This window comes from Olleya sp. YS, from assembly GCF_029760915.1.
Classification (GTDB): Bacteria; Bacteroidota; Bacteroidia; order Flavobacteriales; family Flavobacteriaceae; genus Olleya.
In genome coordinates, this window is the sequence record NZ_CP121685.1 from 2,604,546 (window position 1) to 2,627,889 (window position 23,344).

General features: G+C 32.4%; 17 protein-coding genes. 12 read left to right on the forward strand and 5 right to left on the reverse strand.

Annotated elements, in window-relative coordinates:
* Window positions 1-2: 2 nt before the first annotated feature.
* The 4 genes from serB (at window position 3) to bshA (ending at window position 6,041) form a co-directional block, all read left to right on the forward strand.
* Window positions 3-1,226: a phosphoserine phosphatase SerB gene (gene serB / locus Ollyesu_RS11885; RefSeq protein ID WP_279301439.1), complete on the forward strand. Its 1,224-nt coding sequence runs from the start codon at window positions 3-5 to the stop codon at window positions 1,224-1,226.
* A 10-nt stretch (window positions 1,227-1,236) separates the two neighbouring features.
* Window positions 1,237-1,722: an ABC transporter ATPase gene (locus Ollyesu_RS11890; RefSeq protein ID WP_279301440.1), complete on the forward strand. Its 486-nt coding sequence runs from the start codon at window positions 1,237-1,239 to the stop codon at window positions 1,720-1,722.
* 122 nt (window positions 1,723-1,844) lie between these two features.
* Window positions 1,845-4,805 carry a glycoside hydrolase family 3 N-terminal domain-containing protein gene (locus Ollyesu_RS11895; RefSeq protein ID WP_279301441.1) on the forward strand — a complete coding sequence of 987 codons (2,961 nt, stop codon included), beginning with the start codon at window positions 1,845-1,847 and terminating at the stop codon, window positions 4,803-4,805.
* 96 nt (window positions 4,806-4,901) lie between these two features.
* Window positions 4,902-6,041, forward strand: coding sequence for an N-acetyl-alpha-D-glucosaminyl L-malate synthase BshA (bshA, locus tag Ollyesu_RS11900; protein WP_279301442.1), 1,140 nt, complete (start codon window positions 4,902-4,904; stop codon window positions 6,039-6,041).
* 51 nt (window positions 6,042-6,092) lie between these two features.
* Here bshA and Ollyesu_RS11905 read toward each other — a convergent pair whose 3' ends face one another.
* Window positions 6,093-6,569, reverse strand: a complete 477-nt coding sequence (locus Ollyesu_RS11905; RefSeq protein ID WP_279301443.1) for a hypothetical protein — start codon at window positions 6,567-6,569, stop codon at window positions 6,093-6,095.
* A gap of 102 nt (window positions 6,570-6,671) precedes the next feature.
* Between Ollyesu_RS11905 and Ollyesu_RS11910 the strand changes: the two genes are divergently transcribed.
* The 8 genes from Ollyesu_RS11910 to Ollyesu_RS11945 all read left to right on the forward strand — a co-directional run bounded on the left by Ollyesu_RS11910 (window position 6,672) and on the right by Ollyesu_RS11945 (window position 17,453).
* Window positions 6,672-9,581: an FAD-binding and (Fe-S)-binding domain-containing protein gene (locus Ollyesu_RS11910; RefSeq protein ID WP_279301444.1), complete on the forward strand. Its 2,910-nt coding sequence runs from the start codon at window positions 6,672-6,674 to the stop codon at window positions 9,579-9,581.
* Window positions 9,582-9,651: 70 nt separating this feature from the next.
* Window positions 9,652-10,713: a chorismate synthase gene (gene aroC / locus Ollyesu_RS11915; RefSeq protein ID WP_279301445.1), complete on the forward strand. Its 1,062-nt coding sequence runs from the start codon at window positions 9,652-9,654 to the stop codon at window positions 10,711-10,713.
* 41 nt (window positions 10,714-10,754) lie between these two features.
* Complete coding sequence (locus Ollyesu_RS11920) at window positions 10,755-12,071, forward strand: dicarboxylate/amino acid:cation symporter (protein WP_279301446.1); 1,317 nt, start codon at window positions 10,755-10,757, stop codon at window positions 12,069-12,071.
* Window positions 12,072-12,196: 125 nt separating this feature from the next.
* Window positions 12,197-13,237: a glutathione synthase gene (gshB, locus tag Ollyesu_RS11925; RefSeq protein WP_279301447.1), complete on the forward strand. Its 1,041-nt coding sequence runs from the start codon at window positions 12,197-12,199 to the stop codon at window positions 13,235-13,237.
* 23 nt (window positions 13,238-13,260) lie between these two features.
* The gene (locus Ollyesu_RS11930; RefSeq protein WP_279301448.1) at window positions 13,261-14,424 is read left to right on the forward strand and encodes a sulfurtransferase; all 1,164 of its coding nucleotides are present in this window, start codon (window positions 13,261-13,263) and stop codon (window positions 14,422-14,424) included.
* 174 nt (window positions 14,425-14,598) lie between these two features.
* Window positions 14,599-15,465: an RDD family protein gene (locus tag Ollyesu_RS11935; protein ID WP_279301449.1), complete on the forward strand. Its 867-nt coding sequence runs from the start codon at window positions 14,599-14,601 to the stop codon at window positions 15,463-15,465.
* Between the two features lie 3 nt (window positions 15,466-15,468).
* On the forward strand, window positions 15,469-16,296 hold the full coding sequence (locus Ollyesu_RS11940) for an N-formylglutamate amidohydrolase (RefSeq protein WP_279301450.1): 828 nt from the start codon (window positions 15,469-15,471) through the stop codon (window positions 16,294-16,296).
* The gene (locus Ollyesu_RS11945) at window positions 16,296-17,453 is read left to right on the forward strand and encodes a tyrosine/phenylalanine carboxypeptidase domain-containing protein (protein ID WP_279301451.1); all 1,158 of its coding nucleotides are present in this window, start codon (window positions 16,296-16,298) and stop codon (window positions 17,451-17,453) included. The genes Ollyesu_RS11940 and Ollyesu_RS11945 overlap by 1 nt, the downstream gene beginning before the upstream one ends.
* 347 nt (window positions 17,454-17,800) lie before the next feature.
* Here the strand turns inward: Ollyesu_RS11945 and Ollyesu_RS11950 are convergent, their stop codons facing one another.
* The 4 genes from Ollyesu_RS11950 to Ollyesu_RS11965 form a co-directional block, all read right to left on the reverse strand.
* On the reverse strand, window positions 17,801-18,220 hold the full coding sequence (locus tag Ollyesu_RS11950; protein ID WP_279301452.1) for a thiol-disulfide oxidoreductase DCC family protein: 420 nt from the start codon (window positions 18,218-18,220) through the stop codon (window positions 17,801-17,803).
* A gap of 329 nt (window positions 18,221-18,549) precedes the next feature.
* On the reverse strand, window positions 18,550-20,718 hold the full coding sequence (locus Ollyesu_RS11955) for a DNA mismatch repair protein MutS (RefSeq protein ID WP_279301453.1): 2,169 nt from the start codon (window positions 20,716-20,718) through the stop codon (window positions 18,550-18,552).
* A gap of 222 nt (window positions 20,719-20,940) precedes the next feature.
* Window positions 20,941-21,717, reverse strand: a complete 777-nt coding sequence (locus tag Ollyesu_RS11960) for a hypothetical protein (protein WP_279301454.1) — start codon at window positions 21,715-21,717, stop codon at window positions 20,941-20,943.
* Between the two features lie 129 nt (window positions 21,718-21,846).
* A complete protein-coding gene (locus Ollyesu_RS11965; protein ID WP_279301455.1) occupies window positions 21,847-23,337 on the reverse strand; it encodes a YfcC family protein in 1,491 nt (496 codons plus the stop codon).
* Between the last annotated feature and the right edge of the window lie 7 nt (window positions 23,338-23,344).

Below are 23,344 nucleotides of genomic sequence, written 5' to 3' on the forward strand. Positions count from 1 at the left end.
AAATGACCAACGAAATTTATCTTCTAAATATTTCTGGACCAGACAAGCCTGGATTAACGTCTACATTAACGGATGTTTTAGCTCACTATGGTGCCAAAGTATTAGACATTGGTCAGGCCAATATTCATGACACCTTATCTTTAGGTTTTTTATTTGAAATAGATTCTAGTAGTAGCTCTGCAGCAGTTCTAAAAGATTTATTATTTAAAGCTTACGAACTAGGCGTAAAAGCTAAATTCACACCCATTTCCTCAGAAGATTATGAGAAATGGGTAGGCTTACAAGGTAAAGATCGTTACATTGTTACTATTCTTGGCGAACGCTTAACTGCAGAACAAATTTCTAAAGTCACTAAAGTAATTTCAGATAAAAACTTAAATATTGACGCCATAAAACGTCTTACTGGGCGTACTTCACTAATAGAAAAAGAAGAATATCCTAGAGCATCCATACAATTATCCATTAGAGGAAAAATTGATAATAAAGCTGAATTTACAGAAAAATTCATGCAAATATCTCATAATTTAGATGTAGACATTGCGTTTCAAGAAGATAATATTTATAGAAGAAATAGACGTTTAGTCTGTTTTGATATGGACTCTACTTTAATACAAACGGAAGTTATTGACGAACTTGCAGAATTAGCTGGTGTTGGTAAAGAAGTAAAAGCTATTACAGAATCTGCAATGCAGGGAGAAATTGATTTTAATGAAAGTTTTAAAAGACGGATGAAGCTTTTAAAAGGCTTAAGTGAAGATGTGTTACATGAAGTGGCTATAAACTTACCAATTACTAAAGGTGCTAGACGATTAATAGATACCTTAAAAAGTTATGGCTTTAAAACTGCAATATTATCAGGTGGTTTTACATATTTTGGAGATTATCTTAAAAAAGAATTGGGTATGGATTACGTTTATGCTAATCAATTAGAAATTAAAGATGGAGCACTTACAGGTGGATATGTTGGAGATATTGTTGATGGTAACAAAAAAGCAGAATACTTAAAAGAAATTGCAAGAAAAGAAGGTATCAATATTAGTCAAACAATTGCAGTAGGAGATGGTGCAAACGACTTACCAATGCTTAATCTAGCAGGATTAGGTATTGCATTTCATGCCAAACCTAAAGTTAAGGATAATGCACAAAGCTCTATCTCAAGTATTGGGTTAGATGGTGTGTTATATTTATTGGGTTATCACGATAGGCATATAGATTTATTAGAATAAAACAAACCACATGTTAGTAGATTTTAACACTTTACCAGAAACTTCTAGAGTTTGGATATATCAAGCAAATCGCTCATTTTCTGATTCAGAATTAGAAGAGATTAAATCCAAGCTTGACAGCTTTATTGAAGGTTGGACAGCTCATGGAAGCGATTTAAAAGCAGGTTATGACATTAGATACAAACGCTTTATAATCATTGCATTAGACCAAGAACTTAATGTAGCAACTGGTTGTAGTATAGATGCTTCTGTAACATTTATTCAGCAATTAGAGAAAGATTATAATGTAGATTTATTAGATAAAATGAATGTGTCCTATAAGCAAGGCGAATTTGTAGCTCACAAAACCCTAACTGACTTCAGAAAAATGGCTAAAGACAAAGCGGTTTCTAAAAAAACCATTGTATTCAATAATTTAGTGACTAATATTGGAGAGCTAAATGAAAGTTGGGAAGTACCAGCTAGCCAGAGTTGGCACAATCGATTTTTAAAGTAAAATTGTTTACAACATACTTTATAATTCTATCCTAAAGTCCTTTAATAATACTTATAAATGTACTAATTTGGCATAGTTTTTAGTTGTATAGATAAGTACACCATAAAAAGCCTGTTTAGTATATGCGAAATTTATATTCCCTCATCTTACTTTTAATATCAGTTAGCTTTATTCAAGCACAAGATACTCCAAATCCTCTATTAGATAAAAATCCTGAAGCGCAAAAAAAATGGGTGGATAGCATATACAATGCTATGTCATTGGAAGAGAAGATAGGACAGTTGTATATGGTTCAAGTGTTTTCTAATCAAACACAAAAAGAGAAAAATGCAATTGTCAAATTAATTATAGATAACAAAATTGGAGGTTTAATCTATTCTAAGGGTGGACCTGTAAGACAAGCCAAATTAAATAACGAGCTTCAAGCTGCTGCAAAAACACCATTATTAATTGGTATGGATGCAGAATGGGGTTTAAGCATGCGATTAGATTCTACGTACGCGTTTCCATGGAATATGACTCTCGGAGCCATTAAAAACAATCAATTGATAGAGCAAACTGGTCGTCAATTAGGTGAGCATTGTAAGCGTATTGGTGTACATTTTAATTTTGCACCAGTTGTAGATATCAATACTAATCCAAATAACCCTATTATTGGGAATCGTTCTTTTGGAGAAGATAGGGATAATGTTACAGACAAAGCTTTAGCTTTTATGAAAGGGATGCAAAGTGCAGGTGTTTTAGCAAATGCAAAACATTTTCCAGGTCATGGTGATACAGATGCAGATTCTCATAAAACATTACCAACCGTCAATTTTGATGAAAAACGAATAGATTCAATAGAATTATATCCTTATAAAAAATTAATCAAAGAAGGTTTGTCTAGTGTAATGGTAGCCCATTTAAACATTCCTAGTTTAGCGTTAAGGGAAGGCTTTCCTTCGACATTATCTAAAAATATTGTAACAGATATCTTAAAAGAACGTTTGCAATTTAAAGGGTTGATTTTTACTGATGCACTTACCATGAAAGGCGCTGCAGATTTTGTAGAACCTAACTTAGATGGTAATAAGTCTAGCAATACAACTACTGGAGGAGACATAGATTTAGCAGCTTTTTTAGCTGGTAATGATGTGATGTTAATGTCTGAAGATGTTCCAGCTGCAATAGCAAAAATGGAAGTAGCTTTTGAAAACGGAATAATTACAGAACAACGATTAGCACATTCGGTTAAAAAGATTTTAATGGCTAAATACAAAGTTGGTTTGCATAATTATAAACCTATAGGAACATATAATTTAATTTCAGATTTAAACAGAATTAAAGATGATGCCTTGTATGAAATGTTAATAGAAAATGCTATTACCATTGCTAGGGACACTACAAACCAATTACCGTTTAGAAATTTGGAAACAAAAAAAATAGCCTATGTTAAATTGGGTGATGATGATGGCTCTTACTTTGTAGAAGAATTGAAAAAATATACTAAAGTCCATGAGATTTCTGCCTCAACATTAGATCAATTGATTACTAAATTACAAGCTTATAATACAGTTGTTGTTGGATTCCATAAATCTAATGATAGTCCTTGGAAAGGTTATAAATTTTCAAACCAAGAGCTAGTTTGGCTTCAAGAAATTGCTAGAAATAATAATGTTATTTTAAATGTATTTGCTAAGCCATATGCGCTATTAGATTTAAAAACAGTAACTAATATTGAAAGTGTTGTTGTAAGCTATCAAAATAGTAAAATAGCTCAAGAAAAATCAGCTCAATTATTATTTGGAGCTATTCCAGCTCGTGGAACGTTACCTGTCTCTGCTGGCGAATTCTTTAAAGTTGGAGATGGTAAACAAGCTAATAGTTTAGAGCGTTTAGGCTATACTATTCCAGAACGAGTAGGCATGTCTAGTTATGCGTTACAAAAAGTAGATTCTATTGCCAATCATGCTGTTAATGCTAAAATGACACCAGGTATTCAGCTAATAATTGCTAGAAAAGGAAAAGTAATTTATAATAAAAATTTTGGAAAACATACCTACGAAGGAAACCAATATGTCAAAGACGATGATGTCTATGATGTGGCTTCATTAACCAAAATAGTTGCTACTTTACCGTTGCTTATGGAATTAGAAGAACAAGGAATAGTGTCATTAGATACAAAGCTTTCAGAAATTATTCCACAGTATAAAAAGTCTAATAAAAAGAATGTTACACTAAAAAAAATGTTGTCACACTATGCGCAACTAAAACCTTGGATTCCTTTTTATTATAAGACTCTGGATACTACAACTAGCAGACCTTCAGCAAAATATTATAGAAAAAGTAAAACCAAAGGATTTTCTATCAAAGTCATGCCAGATTTATATTTAAGAGATGATTACAAGGACTCCATAAATACTATTATTAAAGATACAGATTTGCTATCAAGATTAAGGTATAGATACAGCGACTTGCCATATTATATCTTAAAGCAATACATAGAATCACACTACAATAAACCTTTAGACGAGTTAACTGCAGATCATTTTTATAAATCCTTAGGTGCTAATAATACGATGTATAATCCTGCAGAAAAAATTAGTAATACCAGAATAGTGCCTTCAGAGAACGATGACTATTATCGCTACCAAAAAGTACAAGGCTATGTCCACGATATGGGAGCAGCTATGCAAGGTGGTGTTGGTGGTCATGCAGGCGTATTTAGCAACGCAAATGATATAGCTAAAATTATGCAACTGTATCTACAAAAGGGGTTTTATGGAGGTAAACGCTATTTTAAAAATGAAACTTTAGACAAATTTAACACATGTTATTATTGCGAAAGTGATAACAGGAGAGGTATTGGTTTTGACAAACCACAATTGGGTGATGCAGGTCCAACCTGTGGCTGTGTTAGTATGACTAGCTTTGGACACTCAGGCTTTACAGGGACGTATGCTTGGGCAGATCCAGAACAAGAAATTGTTTATGTGTTTATGGCTAATAGAACATATCCAACGTCTAAAGGTCCTAACACCTTGCTAAGACAAGATATTAGGACTAATATCCAAGCTGCTATTTATGAAGCTATTATTGATTAATTACTAGATTTGAAAAAATGTAATGAATCAAGGTTTTGGAAGACTATTAAATTATAAATCATTAAGCTCTAAAATCTTAACTACTAAAAATTTAAAATGAAAATAGGTATAGTTTGTTATCCAACTTTTGGAGGAAGTGGAGTAGTAGCTACAGAATTAGGGCTGGAATTATCTAAACGTGGACACGAAATCCATTTTATAACCTACAATCAACCTGTCAGACTGGAACTATTAGGTAATAACGTGCATTTTCACGAGGTAAACGTACCAGAATACCCCTTATTCCATTATCAACCCTACGAGTTAGCTTTATCTAGTAAATTAGTTGATATGGTTAAACTTCATAATATTGAGGTGTTGCATGTGCATTATGCTATTCCTCATGCTTACGCAGCTTACATGGCTCAAAAAATGCTTAGAGAAGAAAATATTTATGTGCCTATAGTAACCACTTTACATGGTACAGACATTACTTTAGTTGGTAGTCACCCATTTTACAAACCAGCAGTTACCTTTAGTATTAATAAATCTGACGCTGTAACAGCTGTATCACAAAGTTTAAAGGATGATACGTTGCGTTTATTTGATATTAAAAATGACATTAACGTGGTCACTAACTTTATAGACATCAATAAATTTAGTCACGATTTTACAGATTGTCAACGTGCCATGATGGCTACAGATGAAGAAAAAATCATCACACACATTAGTAACATGAGAGAAGTAAAGCGTATTCCTGATGTAATTAACATTTTTAATAATATTCAAAAAGAAATTCCTGCAAAACTTATGATGGTAGGTGAAGGTCCAGAACGTGAGCCAGCTGAACGATTATGTCAAAAATTAGGCATTAGTGATAAGGTGGTGTTTTTTGGAAATAGTAACGAGATTGACCGTATTTTATGCTTTTCAGATTTATTTTTATTACCAAGTAAAACAGAAAGCTTTGGTTTATCTGCTTTAGAAGCTATGGCGTCTGGAGTACCAGTAATTTCAAGTAATACTGGCGGAATACCTGAAGTTAATAAAGAGGGCTTTTCAGGATTTTTAAGTAACGTTGGAGATGTTGAAGCAATGAGCAAAAATGCACTTCATATTTTAAAAAGTGAAACTGTTTTAAAACAATTTAAGGTAAATGCTAAACAGCAAGCTAAAAACTTTGATATTCATCAAATTGTACCTAAATACGAAGCGATTTATCAAGACACATTAAATAAATGTCAAGTATTAAATTAAACATAAAAAAAGCCACCTAATTAGGTGGCTTTTTCTTTATATAAATAATTATTAAAATCTAAATCTTACTCCTAATGCTATATCAAAATCTAAGTCGTCCCTAAAATCTCCAAATCCTAACTCAGGTCTAAAATCTAAAGACAACTGTAAAGGAATGTCAAAATTGTATTCAATACCAATGTCTCCAGCAGCAAATATAAATGTTTCATCATCAGCAAATTTGTTGTCAAAGCTATACGATCCAACTCCACCACCAACTCCAGCGTACCAATTAAAATCACCATCTAATACCCAAACCCACTGGTATAAACCTGTAAGTTTAAAACCATCGTAGCCTTTACCAGAACGCCAACCTAAATCCGCTTCTAATCTATTATTTGACCCTAAAGCACGTTGATAAGAAATTTCTGCTCCAAAACCATCACTATCTCCAAAACGCAATCCTATGGCGTTATCAGATATGTCTTGGGCATAAGTACATGTTGCAAATCCAAAAATTGCAATAGCAAACAAAAATAATTTTTTCATAATTTGTTATTTTAAGTTTAGTAAAATTAATATACGAAATATAACGCTAAATAGATGCAAAAATATATTTACTTATTATAAATTTGGTGGACTTAAGATTATATGAAAAGTATTTCTACATCATTACTTCAAAATTTAGAAACGTCACTGGATGGGACGTTACACTTTGATAATTTACTAAAAATCTTATATGCAACAGATGCTTCAGTTTACAGGATGTTACCACTTGCGGTTGCTTATCCCAAAAGTAAAGGCGATATAAAAAAGCTAATCACTTTTGCAAAAACTAATAATACCTCCTTGATTCCACGTACTGCAGGTACATCATTAGCAGGACAATGTGTTGGAGCCGGAATTGTTGTTGATGTATCAAAGTATTTTACCAAAATAACCGATTTAGATTTAGAAAATAAAACAGTTGTTGTAGAACCAGGAGTAATTAGGGATCAATTAAACAATTATTTAAAACCTCATGGTTTATTTTTTGGGCCAAATACCTCTACTTCTAATCGCTGTATGATAGGTGGAATGGTTGGTAATAACTCTTCAGGAACTACATCTATCAAATATGGCGTCACCAGAGATAAAGTCATCCAATTGGAGACTATTTTGAGTGACGGAACTAAAACTGTGTTTAAATCGTTAAACTCTGTAGAGTTAGAAGAAAAGCTAAATCAAGATAATTTAGAAGGACAAATTTACAAACAGTTACATACGGATTTATCTTCTGAAGAGATTAAAAATGAAATTAAAGCCCAATTTCCAAAACCAGAAATCCATAGAAGAAATACAGGTTACGCAGTTGATGATCTTTTAAAAGATGATGGGTTTAATGTGTCTAAATTATTAGCAGGAAGCGAAGGAACCTTAGCCTTTACAACACAAATCACCTTACAACTAGACGATTTACCTCCTGAAAATAGGGTAATGGTTGCAATGCATTTTAAATCTATTGAAGAGTGCTTAAAAGCAGTTATTCCTGCGATGAAACACGATTTATTTACTTGTGAGATGATGGATAAAACTATCCTAGATTGCACAAAACATAATAAAACACAACAAGAAAACCGCTATTTTATTAAAGGTGATCCGCAAGCCATTTTAATGTGTGAGGTACGTTCAAACTCAATAATAGAAGCTAAAAACAAAGCCAATACATTAATTGAAGCAATTGAAAACACAAGATTAAGCTACGCTAATCCAATTTTAATTGAAGAAGACATTGATAAAGCAAATAATCTTCGTAGTGCAGGACTAGGCTTGTTAGGTAATATTATTGGAGATAAAAAAGCGGTTGCTTGTATAGAAGATACTGCTGTGGCCTTACCAGATTTAGCAAACTATATTAACGAGTTTACTACTTTAATGACAAGCTATAACCAAAACGCAGTGTATTATGCACACGCTGGAGCTGGAGAGATTCATTTGCGTCCAATATTAGATTTAAAAAAAGAAGACGATGTTGTTCTATTCAGAAAAATAACAACAGATGTTGCACATTTAGTAAAGAAATATAAAGGATCATTTAGTGGCGAACATGGAGATGGAATTGTTAGAGCAGAGTTTATTCAATTTATGATTGGTGAACAAAATTATAAACTATTACAACGTATCAAATCTACTTTTGATCCTGATAACATTTTCAATCCTGGAAAGATTGTAAATGCCTTTCCAATGGATGAAAATCTACGCTATGAAACAAATAGAGTAGAACCAGAGATTAAAACACTACTAGATTTTTCTGCTTCTCAAGGTGTTTTACGCGAAGCCGAAAAATGTAATGGTTCAGGCGATTGTAGAAAGTTACCAGAATTTGGTGGTACCATGTGCCCAAGTTACAGAGCTACTAGAAACGAGAAAGACACTACTAGAGCACGTGCTAATGCGTTACGTGAATATTTAACACAATCTGATAAAGCTAATAAATTCAATCATAAAGAGCTTAAAGACGTTTTTGACTTGTGTTTAAGCTGTAAAGCGTGTGCAAGCGAGTGTCCAAGTAGTGTAGATGTTGCTAGTTTAAAAGCAGAATTTTTATACCAATATCAAAAAGAAAACGGAGTTTCGATACGCACAAAACTATTCGCTTACAACAATAAATTAAATGTCTTTGGAAGACGCTTTAAAGGCGTCACAAATTTTATGTTTTCTAATGGAGTAACATCTTCATTAATCAAAAAAAGTTTAAGTATAGCACCAAAAAGAAGCTTGCCTTTATTGTCAAGTAAAACTTTATATAAGTATTTTCAACTAAATAAAAATCAATTAGTTAATAAAAAAATTATTAAAACGATTTATTTGTTTAATGATGAATTTACTAATCAATTAGATTCGCAAATAGGTCAAGATGCTATTCAGTTATTAAACGCTTTAAATTATAGAGTAGAATTAATTAAAAGTGCAGAATCTGGACGCACATTTATTTCAAAAGGGCTGTTAGAACAAGCTAAAAAAGTAGCCAATCGTAATGTTGAAATTTATAAAGATTTAGTTTCTACTGAAACACCTTTAATTGGTATTGAACCTTCAGCAATATTAACTTTTAAAGATGAATATCCAAGACTGTGCGACGACAAAGTTTCCGCGAAAGCGATAGCCAATCACACCTTTTTAATTGAAGAGTTTTTATCAAACGAAATTGCGATAGGTAATATTAAAGCTGAACAATTCACTTTAGAAACTAAAACCATAAAATTTCATGGTCATTGTCATCAAAAGGCTCAGAGCAGCCAAATACATAGTTTTAATGTGTTGAACTTGCCAAAAAATTACAAAGTGACTTTAATACCAAGTGGTTGTTGTGGTATGGCTGGAAGTTTTGGTTATGAAAAAGAACACTACGACGTTAGTATGCAAGTCGGTGAACAAACACTGTTTCCTGCAGTTAGAAAAGCACCACCATCGACTGTAATTAGCGCAAACGGAACAAGTTGTAGGCATCAAATTAAAGATGGTACACAGCGTGAGGCTTTGCATCCTATTTCAATTTTAAAGCACGCTTTAAAAAAATAATTACGGATTAGAATACTTCAGCTTTGATAGGCTTTATTTTATGTTTACATTAGCGTAAACAATTTATTTTATGGCTGGAAATAGCTACGGAAACTTATTTAAATTAACCACTTTTGGTGAATCACACGGAGTCGCAATTGGTGGAATTATTGATGGATGTCCTCCAGGAATTATATTGGATTTTGATGCGATTCAAAATGAAATGAATCGTCGTAAACCAGGACAATCCAAGATAGTAACCCAACGTAAAGAACCAGACGAAGTTAAGTTTTTGTCAGGTATTTTTGAAGGTAAAACAACAGGAACTCCGATTGGTTTTGTTATTGAAAACGCTAACCAAAAATCTAAAGATTATTCGCATATAAAAGACAGTTATCGTCCAAGTCATGCCGATTTTGTCTATGATAAAAAATACGGTTTTAGAGATTATAGAGGAGGAGGACGCAGTTCTGCTCGTGAGACTGCAAGTCGTGTAGTTGCTGGTGCAATCGCAAAACAAGTTTTGAAAAATATTAAGATTAATGCATTTACCTCTTCGGTTGGCGATATTTTTATTGATAAACCGTATCAAGATTTAGATTTTTCTAAAATTGAAAGCAATGACATTCGTTGTCCAGATGAAGCTATTGCTGAAAAAATGATTGCCAAGGTTAAAGAAATTCGAAAAGAAGGAGATACCATTGGTGGTACTATTACTTGCGTGTTGCAGAACGTACCTGTTGGTTTAGGCGAACCTGTTTTTGATAAACTTCATGCCGAATTAGGTAAAGCCATGTTATCTATTAACGCTGTAAAAGGTTTTGAATATGGTAGTGGATTTTGTGGCGCTAGAATGAAAGGTAGTGATCACAACGATCATTTTAATAGTGATGGAACAACAAAAACGAATCTGTCTGGAGGTATTCAAGGCGGAATAAGTAACGGAATGGATATTTACTTTAGAGTCGCTTTTAAACCCGTTGCGACTCTTATTCAGAAATACGAAACCATAAATAAAGCAGGCGAAAAAGTAGAAATGCAAGGTAAAGGACGACATGATCCTTGCGTTGTACCAAGAGCTGTGCCAATTGTTGAAGCTATGGCTGCATTGGTTTTAGCCGATTTTTGGTTGTTGAATAAGATGTATAAATAATTTAAAACTACCGCTTTCGCGGAAATTAAAAACTAAACTAAATGAAACTAGCATTACACTGGAAGATAATTATCGGAATGGTTTTAGGAGTTGGCTTTGGCTTTATCATGAACTCTGTAGTAGGAGGAAAAGACATCGTAACCGACTGGATCGCACCTTTTGGCACCATTTTCATCAACCTTTTAAAGATGATTGCAGTGCCTTTAATTTTAGCTTCGCTCATTAAAGGAATTTCAGATTTAAAAGACATTTCAAAAATCAAATCAATGGGTTTACGTACCATCAGTATTTATATTGGTACGACGTTAGTTGCTATTATTATTGGATTAAGCATCGTCAACATTGTTAAGCCAGGTGAGGGAATGCCAACCGAAACCATTGAAAAAATTAAAACCACGTATCAAGGTAATGCAGATGTCATGATTGGTAAAGCAAAAGCCACTCAAGATGCTGGACCATTACAAGCATTAGTTGACATTTTTCCGAGTAATGTGTTTAAAGCATTTGTAGAAGCGTCAATGCTTCAAGTAATTTTCTTTGCTTTATTTGTAGGGATTTGTTTGTTGCTAATACCTGAGAAAAAAGCCAAGCCTCTAGTAGATTTCTTTGACTCGTTAAACGAAGTTGTCATGAAAATGGTTGATTTAATTATGCTTTTTGCACCTTATGCTGTGTTTGCATTAATGGCAAATGTTATTATTGCGTTTGATGACACGACTATCTTAATTAAGCTTTTAGGTTATGCGTTTTGTGTACTTGGTGGTTTAATTTTAATGATAGGTTTCTATATGTTGCTTATTAAGTTTGTGGCTAAAAAATCGCCTTCATGGTTTTTAAACAAACTAAGTCCAGCACAATTATTAGCATTTTCAACGTCTAGTAGTGCTGCAACGCTACCTGTTACTATGGAACGTGTAGAAGAGCACCTTGGTGTAGATAAAGAAGTGTCCGGATTTGTATTACCTGTAGGTGCAACTGTAAATATGGATGGTACAAGCTTGTATCAAGGTATTGCAGCAGTGTTTATCATGCAAGTCATTTGGCCAGAAGGTTTAACGTTTACAAATCAACTTGTGATTGTTGGAACTGCATTATTAGCGTCTATTGGTAGTGCTGCAGTGCCTAGTGCAGGTATGGTCATGTTGGTAATTGTATTAGAAGCAATAGGGTTTCCAGCAGAATTACTGCCAATTGGATTAGCACTAATTTTTGCTGTAGATAGACCATTAGATATGTGCAGAACGGTTGTAAATGTTACTGGTGATGCTACAGTATCTATGCTTGTAGCCAAGTCATTAGGTAAACTACATGACCCTAAACCTAAAGAATGGGATGATCATTATGATAAAGTGAAGTAAGCATGGAACCTATTTTTTTATAAGAAAATAGTGAATCGCTTATCCCAAATTTATTTTGGGATCTCATTTAATTTTTGTCAAAAATTAGCTAACTTTATTTTTATAACCACCAAAAACTAAAGATTATGAATATTTGCTTCATCATGTATCCATGGGAAGATATAGATCCAGAAAACGATACTAGTTTAGCGCTTATTAAAGAATGTGTTAAACGTAATCATGGTGTGGCGACTTGCACACCAGCAAATTTAACAATACGCGATAGTGTGACTAATGCATTTTGTACAGTTGTTAAACGTATGGATAAAACACCGTCTTCTTTAAAAGCATTTTATAAAAAAGCAGAATTAAGAGACGAGATGTTACCATTAGCAGGTTTTGATGCCATATTTTTTAGAGCGAATCCGCCTTTAGACCCAATTATGCTTAACTTTTTAGATTCGGTAAAGGATGATGTCTTTATAGTAAATTCACTACAAGGTATGCGTGAAGCTAACAATAAGCTATACACAGCAGCTTTTGGTGATGCACATAGTAACATCATACCTAATACACATGTATCAAAAAATAAAAAGTATTTAATTGAGCAAATAAAAGACAGTAAAGCAGATAAAATGATTTTAAAACCTTTGAATGGTTTTGGAGGTTCTGGTGTTATTTTAATTGAAAAATCTGCAATGAGTAATATTAACTCATTATTAGATTTCTACATCAATAGTTCTGGTGATGGAACCTCAAATTATGTCATTTTACAAGATTACATAGAAGGAGCAGATCAAGGTGATGTTAGAATATTATTGCTTAACGGAGAGCCAGTTGGTGCTATGAAGCGTGTTCCAGGATCTGACGATCATCGTTCTAATGTGTCTGCTGGTGGGAGTGTACAAAAACATTCCTTAACTAAAGAAGAAAAAGCGTTATGCAAACAAATTGGACCTAAATTAGTTAAAGACGGATTGTATTTTGTAGGTATTGATGTGATAGGTGGTAAACTTGTAGAAGTCAACGTGATGTCGCCTGGTGGCATAACTTACATTAATAAAGTCTATAAAAACAAATATAAAGTTGAGGAAAAAGTGATTGACTTTTTAGAAAGTAAAGTATTGGACAATTTAGAAGCTTTTAATAGACGTTCTCGTTTACGAAAAACAGTAGAAGATGCGTAATTCAGTAGTTTTAATTAATTAAAATGTCAAAAGCAATTGAAGGTTTTGGAGATTTAGTTTCAGTTAATTGGCTGAAACATCATTTAAATGATGACAACCTTATAGTTTTGGATGCTAGTATTCCAAAAGTTACTGATAAAACTTCCAAGTTGTCAGAGTTACAAATTCCAAATGCTAGATTTTTCGACATAAAAAATAAGTTTAGCGATACTAAAGCACGCTTTCCTAATACGATTCCTTCAGAAATTCAATTTGAAAAATCTGCTCAAGAGTTAGGTATAAATAATGATAGTATTATTGTTGTTTATGACCATTTAGGAATATACTCTAGTCCGCGTGCTTGGTGGTTATTTAAAACTTTTGGACATCAAAATATTGCAGTTTTAGATGGTGGTTTACCAGAATGGATAAATCATGGATTTTCTACAGTAAAAAAAGAATCTAAAAGTTTTGATTTAGGATATTTTAAAGCAAAATATAACCCAAACAACGTGGTCTATTTTGAGTCTATAGATATGATTGCTCAAGACCCAAATTTTAAAATTATTGATGCTCGCTCTAATGATAGATTTAAATGTTTAATACCAGAACCAAGAGAGGGTTTACGGTCAGGAACCATATCTAACTCCATAAACTTACCTTTTGAAACTATCTTAAATGATATTAAGCTAAAATCTACTCAAGAGTTAAAAATAATATTTAATGCATTAGCCAAACCTAATCAACACTTAGTATTTAGTTGTGGTTCTGGTATTACTGCTTCTATATTAAGTTTAGCAGCTACTATCGTAGGATATAATAACAGTGTTTACGATGGATCGTGGACAGAATACGGAATATTAACAACAGCAACTATGGACAAACCAAACACTTGGACTAAAGACGAATTATTAGCTTACATTTTGCTTTTTGTCGCACATTCAGATTTAGATGAAACTAGAAAAGAAAAAGACTATATTTTATCCAGAGTAGATAAAAAAGTATACCAACGTGTACATGAACAGTTTGATCAGGATAATGACTATCAAAGTATTCAAAATATTATTGAAGGTGTAAAAACTCACGATTATTACCGTAATGATTTAGCCGATTTGTTTGCAGATATTAAATTGATGGCATTTGCAGATGGCGAAATGGATATTATGGAAAATATGGCTTACAACTTATTAAAGAAGATCTTGAAATAGATGAGCATATTTGAAAAAAACTCAAAATGGGTCGTTAAAAATATTGCTTGGATTGCTATATTAATTGGAGGTTTTAAAATATTAAGTAATATAATTTATATTTTCTTTAATAGTAAATTAGGGTATTATTTAGATTTTATTCCAATAGATCTAGCATTAGGTAATTGGTTTTTTATGTATTTAAATATTAATAATGAATTTAGAGGGTTTGATTTATTAACCTTGTTTTTATCGTTTGCTTTAATTATTGGAGCAATTATTTATGAAAGAACAAATACAAGAGAAAATAAACTACTCAATTTTTCTTTTGCAGTTTTATTTATTGGCACAATTTTTAAAATATGTCAACAACCAATAGAAATTGTTTTTATTAATCAATTTGACAAAATGAATGAATCAATTTTTTATATAGAACAAAACATGCACTTTTGGTTTAATCAAATTTATCAGTTGATACTTAATCTTATTTTATTTTTTATCAGTTATTATGTTTTAAAACAATGGAATAATAAGAAGCAATTATTACAAACAGAGACCAATATTAATCAGGAAAGTGATTATATTATTTCAAAAAAATGGAAACGTGTAGTACATTTAATAATTGATTTAACTATTTATTTCTTCATATCCTTCATGTTTTTCAATAAGTTAATTCAATTAATATCAACTAAATTGCATTTTCATGAATCGTTAGGAAGATATTTCGGGATAGCCCTTATGTTAGTTTTTACTTTAGCTTATTATACTTTTTTTGAATATTTATTCAAAATAACTCCTGCTAAAATTATAACACACTCTAAAGTTATCAGTAAAACAAATGAAAATTTGAATATAAAGTCATTTTTAAAGAGGAGTTTAATAAGGCTTATTCCATTTAATCCGTTTTCTTATTTATTTATTGAAGGATGGCATGATGGTTTATCAAATACAACAGTTGTTGATGTTAAAGAAGAATCAAGTTATAAGATTGTTTATTGGTTATTATTTATTTTACTTATAGCATCTATAGTTTTTAATATATTATTTAATCCTTTTGTCTAGTCAATGCAAAAACTTAGTATTAATCAAATCATTTCTAAAATTGAAGCAGAAGAAGTGTTTCATGCAGTTTCAGAAGACTATTCATTCACTTTAAAGATTGACAGTTATGTGCATTATGTTTGTGGTGCAGTACATGATGGACATCAATTTAGAAAAGAGCTATGGGATAATTGTCTACATACTGAATATGAACGTTGGTACGAGGAAGATCCAGAAACCAAAAATATGGTGGCTTCACATCCTATTGTCATTGCTGGAATGGACTCACGTTTTGAATACGATTTAAATCGTGCTCCAGAGACTGCTATATATACTGATGCTTGGGGAAAACAACTTTGGAAAAACCCTTTACCTGAGAATCAAAAACAAAAGTCGCTAGATAAACACGCTAATTTTTATAAAGTCGTTAAAGCTTTAATACATAAAATTGAAACTAAGTTTGGATTATGTGTGGTTTACGATATGCATAGTTATAACTGGAAACGATGGGATAGAGAAGTACCAACTTGGAATTTAGGAACCTCGAATGTTGATAATGAAAGATTTGGACATGATATTGAAACTTGGCGACAAAGTTTAAGCGAGCTACAATTACCAAACGGAATACAAAGTACTTCAAAAATAAATGATACCTTTCAAGGTAATGGTTATTTTTTAAAATTTATTACCCAAAACTTTAAAAATACCTTAGTTTTGGCAACCGAAATTGCCAAAGTCTATTGTGATGAATATGACTACATTATGTATCCAGAAGTCGTCAAAGCAGTAGAGCAGCAATTAAGAGCAAGACTAGTAGCACATGCCAATGGGTTTTATAAAGCGCATAGATAATGACTGAAACGTTAGAAGAAAAATACCAAAACCTATTTGACATAGATTCTAATCTTAACCGCTTGGTTAAAAAGATAGAATTACTTAATTACATCAATCCATTAAACATTGAAAGCGAAAAGAAACAATTTTATGGCTCTAAATATAATTACGAGCCTAATTTTAAGTATCCAAAACAGCGCTTTAATGGGTATAAGTTACATAGGTTGTTTTTCTCGCAACGTTTAGAACGTATTAAAAACGAAGACATTAGAGCTTTATACAAAGATATTATATACGAATATTCTGGTTTAATTGAGTGTATAGAGACTATTGGTAAAGGACGCAAATTCTACTTTAACAGTTTAAAAAGTTTTGGTACACCAACTGAAAAAGATATAGAAAACGCAAAATTTATTCTACGTTTTGATGATAGCGATTTTGAAGAAGCGATGCTTCCACTATACAATGTAGACGATGCAATTGCTTATTTTGAAGAGTACTCTAAACGCTACGATTTTAAGTATGCTATTAAAAAGTCAACTAATATTTCTGCAGCAGCAATGGTGCAAAACAACACGCAAACTTTAGTATTACGTAAAAACCACAAGTTTAGTAAAAACCAATTAGCAGTATTGGCAAACCATGAGATAGGTGTGCATATGGTTACTACTTTTAATGGATTAGCTCAGCCTTTAAAAGTGTTTTCCAATGGTTTTCCAAATAATGTAGAAACCCAAGAAGGATTGGCTGTATATTCAGAATATATGTCTGGTAGTTTGACCATTACACGTTTAAAAGAGTTGGCCTATCGTGTTATAGCTTCAGACAGTTTAGCTAAAGGATATTCGTTTTCTGCAACTTTCGACTTACTTCATAATCAATATAAATTAAACCGAGACAAAGCATTTGTCATAACACTACGTGTGCATCGTGGTGGTGGTTTTACTAAAGATCATTTGTATTTAACTGGATTAAAAAAAGTGTATGATTATGCTAAATCTGGAGAAGATTTAAATGTCTTATTAACTGGTAAAGTCACCTTAGAGTATAAAGACACCATCTTAAAAATGCAAGAATTAGGATTAGCAATACCGTCTAAGTATTATACAGACTCTTATTTAAACAATGATAATGCAGATAGCAATTTCGATTTTATTTTAAAAAGTTTAAAATAAGAAAGCCTCAAAGTAATTATTTGGTCCATTAGCTAAATGCTACGTTAATATAAGGGTAGACAATGCCTTATAATAAAACTCAATCTGTTCCATGCTAACAGAAGCATGGCTTAAGCTAACCTAAATACTTTGAGGCTTATATCAACCTCATATTTAAAGTTACATTGATAATTGTCTTATAAAAAATTGAATTGAGTAAAAGAGCTTTTTTGATTAGTTAAGTGTTATTTTGAGTGAGTGAATATAATCTGTTGTCATTCCAGCGAAAGCAGGAATCTACTTATTTTAAAGCTGTTTATGGATTCCTGCTTTTGCAGGAATGACAGAAATAAAAATAAAACCAATTATTAATCTAGAAATTTGGCTTTTAAATCTGGAGTTGGAATCATACAAGCCTCTTGTTTTCCATACCATTTATATCTGTTTTTAGCAACAAAGTCGTACACCCAATCTCTTATAAACTTTGGTATGATTAAAAAGACCGCAATCACATTGCTAGGAAAACCTAAATGTTTTGCAATATGTAAAGCAGCTGTAGATTTAATTTTAAGACCTGTATCTTTAGAATACAATAAAATAGAATCCGTATTACTAGTATCTAAATTATAGTGATTTATAATTTGTTGACCCACTTCACCTTGCAAAGGTGCAAACATAAATACGTTTTTTTTATCATGTTTAATAACGAATTGCACAGAACTGTTACAGAGGTTACAGACACCATCAAAAAGTATTAATTGTTTATGTTTTGGGAGTTCTTTTATCACGTTACAAAAATACGATTTTGATTGCTAAATTAAAGTTAAAACATAAAGAGTACGCCAAAAATTAAAATGGTTTATGTTCATTTTGTCTTGATACTAAACGAACCAAAAAATCAAATCAAAATATAGGAAATCGCTGAAGCACCATTCACTATCGGAATTTCGTGCTTGAAGCTACGCTTCGCATCTACATTCCTTCGTTCATTATTTCTGAATTTTGATGAATCCGATTGTATCGGAATTCCAAGAAGCATAATGTTTTAAGCTATGATTTTTATTTATAAGTACGAGTGACTGATTACTAGGATTGCAAACTGAATACTGAACACTGCTTACTTCTTTACTGCCTCAACCAATTCCAACAAATCCACATTTACATTAGTCGTAAACATGCCATAATTTACAATTGCTTTTCCTTTTTCAAATTTATCAATGCTGCCAACAGAGCGTCCATCGTGCATACGTACGCGATCACCAACTTTTAGGATAGGTTTAGGTTTTTCAACAGGTTTTGCTTTTTCTTTGGCTGCTTTTTTCTTTTTACGAATGACTTCTACCTTTTTTTCAGCTTCTTTTTTGATTTGTTGTTCTTTGTTTTTCTCTGCTCTGGCTTGCTTTGCAGAAATCTTTTTACGTTTAGAATTTTCTATTTGTACCAAACGGAAAAGTTCTGCCATCAGCTCACGCTTTTTCTTGTCGTTAAAGTACTTTTCTGCAATATCATTAACCTTTTGTCCTAAGTAAATTAAGCGTTGATTACTGTCATACAACTCTTGGTAGCTTTCTAATTTTTTCTGAATTTTTAAATTGATTTCCTCTAATTTGTCTGCTTCAGATTGTTTTTTCTTTTCGTTAACTTTTAGAGACTCGCTTGTTTTTTCCAGCTTAGCACGTTGCTTCTGAAGCTTAGCAATGGTAGCATCAAAACGGACTTTGCTACGTTCAATCTTCTTTTTTGCTCTATTTATTAAGCTATATGGAATTCCGTTTTTTTGTGCGACTTCAAACGTAAAACTACTACCAGCTTGACCTAAAGCCAGTTTGTACATTGGTTCTAACGTACGCTCGTCAAACATCATGTTGGCATTAATCATATCATCCTTTTCATTAGCTAGCATTTTTAGGTTAGCATAATGCGTCGTAATAATACCGTAAGCATCTCGAGCATAAAATTCTTCTAAAAATGTTTCAGCTAAAGCACCACCTAATTCTGGATCAGAACCAGTACCAAATTCATCTATTAAAAATAGCGTGTTTTTATTACACTTCTTTAAAAAATAATTCATTTGCTTCAGTCGGTAACTATACGTACTCAAATGGTTTTCTATAGATTGGTTGTCTCCAATATCTGTTAATATTCGATCAAAAATACTGACTTCACTACGCTCATGCACAGGAATTAGCATCCCACTTTGCAGCATCAATTGTAGTAAGCCAACCGTTTTTAGGGTAATACTTTTTCCTCCTGCATTGGGTCCAGAAATAACTATAATTCTACTTCCTTTGTGCAACTCGATAGTTTGCGGGAAGGTTTTTTCCTTCTTTTCTAAATTGGTTAAATAGAGAAGTGGATGATAGGCATCACGTAAAAACACACGTTTATCGTCACTGATTTTTGGTAAAATCCCATTCATAGATTTGGCGTACTTCGCTTTTGCAGAAATCACATCTATTTCAGTTAAAAACAACTGATATTGCTCGATTAACGGTAGAAACTGTCGTAAAAAGTTAGTGACTTCTTTTAAAATACGCACGACTTCTTCACCTTCCTCGTATTGTAAATTATTAAGCTCGCGACTGTGTTGCAAAGTAGTTTCAGGCTCGATGTAAACGATACTTCCCGTTTTACTTCCACCCATAATGGCACCTTTAACCTTACGTCTGTACATGGCTTTGACAGCCAATACACGTTTGTTATCGACCACAGATTCTCTAATATCATCCAAATACTCTAGATTGTGGTACATGTTTAATGCAGAGGTAAAGCTAGAGTTAATCTTACCTTTAAGCTTATTGATTTGTTGTCTAAGACTTTGCAATAATGGAGAGGCATTATCTTTAACATCTCCAAAACGGTCCACTACTGCATCAATTTTTTCTATTATGGCAGTAGTGACTTCTACACGTTTAGAATACGAAGTCAGGTTTGGATAATACTCTTCAAACTTATTTAAAAACTTAACAATCTCGTTAGCAGTTAAGGATATGGATACAATTTTTTTAAGGCTGTGTGTGTCTAAATAAGTGTTTTCTATCTTTAGGAGTTGCAACTCTTTGGTAATGGTATCAAACCCATGATTTGGGATACGATTATCGTTATAAAACGAGGATACATACTCATTGGTTAATTGCAAAGCGTCTAGTAATTGGTCTTTATCGTTAAAGGGTGTAATCTCTTGTACTTTTAGATTACCCAAATGCGTAACACAATACTCGCTAACCTGCTGCAAAACTGTAGCAAACTCTAAATCTTGTAATGTTTTTTGATGGATGTTTATCATAGCGACTCCCTTAGAAAAAAGGGATCTAATTCTTGTTAACTTTTATTTTCTTTTCTTAGCAAAGCAAAGTTAATGAATAGTTGTGAGACTAGGAATTTTGGGAGGTTAGCTTAAGGGTTTTGTTTCTGATTTTGTTCCATGTATAAGCAACTAGTTTAGTAAACAAAAACGAATGCGATAAAATTCCGAAGGAATTTTTCAAATAGGCAACGAACAAGGCAATTAATTATACAAGTTGTTGTGGTTAGTTATTTTGTCCGAAACATAAACTTCCTTTTCAAAATATTTTTTGTGATTGCTTATAGTTCCGATTGCAGAATCATTTCCAATATTTTTGATTTCGTATAATTCCTCCACAATTTGTCCTTTAATCTTTTGATTACCTTTTTTAAATCCATAAATTCCAAATCTATAATCATCATCTTCAATTCCAAAAGTGTCTAATTTTATTTCATTTTCTGTGTACTGATTTTCAATTACTACGTACATTAATTTTTTGTAAACTTCGATATTCGAGTTATAATCAAAACTAGCTATGTTTTTTCCAACTTGAATTGTATCTGAAATCTTTATGTTGAAGAATGAACTATTTTTATGTTTAATCTTTCCATTTTGATCATAATATATTGATTGATTTTTGTAAGAACTATCTCTTAATATTAACCATTCCGATTTTTCAGTTAGTTTTCCTTTGTCATTGTAGTAAGTCCACCAACCAATCGGCAAACTATTTTTGATCAACCCTTTTTCTTTTATTTTTCCATTATAATAGTAGCAAAACAGTGTGTCTGTAAGTATTCCATTTTTTATGTATGATAGAGATTTCAAATTCCCATTCGGATAATGTTCTCCACCATAACCGGTAAATGTTGAATCTATTTTTGAATCATCAAATTCCACTTTTACTAATTGTCCATTGTATTCCTGAAAAATTTCCTTTTTTTCGGACTTGCAATTAAAAAGTAGTATTGAAATTAGTATGTAGATCAGTTTTTTCATAATTAACAACAACGTATAGTTATAGCGAGTTTTCAGTTATCTATAATCGAATGTTAAGCTAAGTTAATTTTTTTACATTTTATAGTCAAAGTACTGGATACAGATATTAAATATAGTTTTTAACATTTATTAATAACTAGACACAGTCATCACCACCAAAGTAAACACAATTAGAATAATAAATAATGGCATGACAAACTTTAACCACTTATTAAATCCAACTTTAACCACTGCTAAAGACGCTAAAATCAAGCCTGTTGGATTGATAAAGTAAAATAATCCCATACCATATTGGTAAGCATTAACCACAATCTCACGACCAACACCAACGCTATCTGCTAAAGGTGACATAATAGGCATGGTTAAAACAGCCATACCTGAACTACTAGGTATAAAAAAGGAGAGTCCAGCATAAAGCGTGGTCATAACCGTTGCAAATAGTCCTTTATTCATCCCTTCGGTTACAGAACTTGCGTAATAGAGTAGTGTGTCGCTAATTAATCCGTCTGCCATAATTACGGTCACACCTCGTGCAATTCCAATAATTAAAGCAACACCTAATAAGTCTCCTGCACCTTTAACAAAGGTGTCAATAAAATCGGTTTCTTTAATGTTTGCTATTATACCTATAAGAATGGCTCCAACCAAAAAGGTTGCAGTCATTTCTACAAACCACCATTCTAAAGACACTACACCATAAATCATAATTACAAAACATAGTGCAAATACAAATAGTGACAAGCGTAAACGCGTCGTGAATCTTACAATTTTAGTTGTGGATTGCGTGAATAAAGCAGCTATTTGCTGTTGCTGGTCATAAATTACAGATTTGGTTGGATCGTTTTGAACGCGTTTACCATATCTAATAATATATATAATAGCTATTGTTGTACAAGCTAACAACATAAACACACGTCCCCAAACACCAGTAGTCCAACTAATACCTGCAGCATCACTAGCAATTATAGTACTAAACGGATTAATCGTGGAGCACATCGTACCAATTGAACTGCCCAAAAAGATACACGCTATACCAACCATAGCATCATATTTTGCTGCTAAAAACACAGGAATTAGAATAGGGAAGAAGGCAATGGTTTCTTCTGCAAAACCAAAAGTAGTTCCACCTGCTGCGACTAAAGTGGTGACTAATATAATTAAGATGAATTCGCGACCTTTTAATACATCTGCTAACCAACCGATTCCAGCATCAAAAGCACCTGTACTGTTGATGATTCCTATTAATCCACCTATAATTAATACTAGGAAAATGATATCTGCTGCTTCAATAATTCCTTTTACTGGCGATTTTACAAAATCGAAAAACCCTTGTGGTTTAGCGTCCAGTTTTTGGTAAGTATTTGGAATATTTATAGGTTTATAAATATCTCCATTAGTAAATTTTTCTAACGGAATTTTAATAGCTAATGCCTCTAACGATTCTTGAGTTGCAGGAAGTGTTTCAGTGTTATTAATTCCAACTCTAGTAAATGCATTACTGTCTTTATCGTAGCCCAAGGTATCGTATTTACCAGCTGGTACTAACCAAGTTAGCAGCGTGACTAATCCAGCAATGATGAGTAGAATGGTTTGAGCTGAAGGGAATTTTAGGTTTTTCATTATTTAA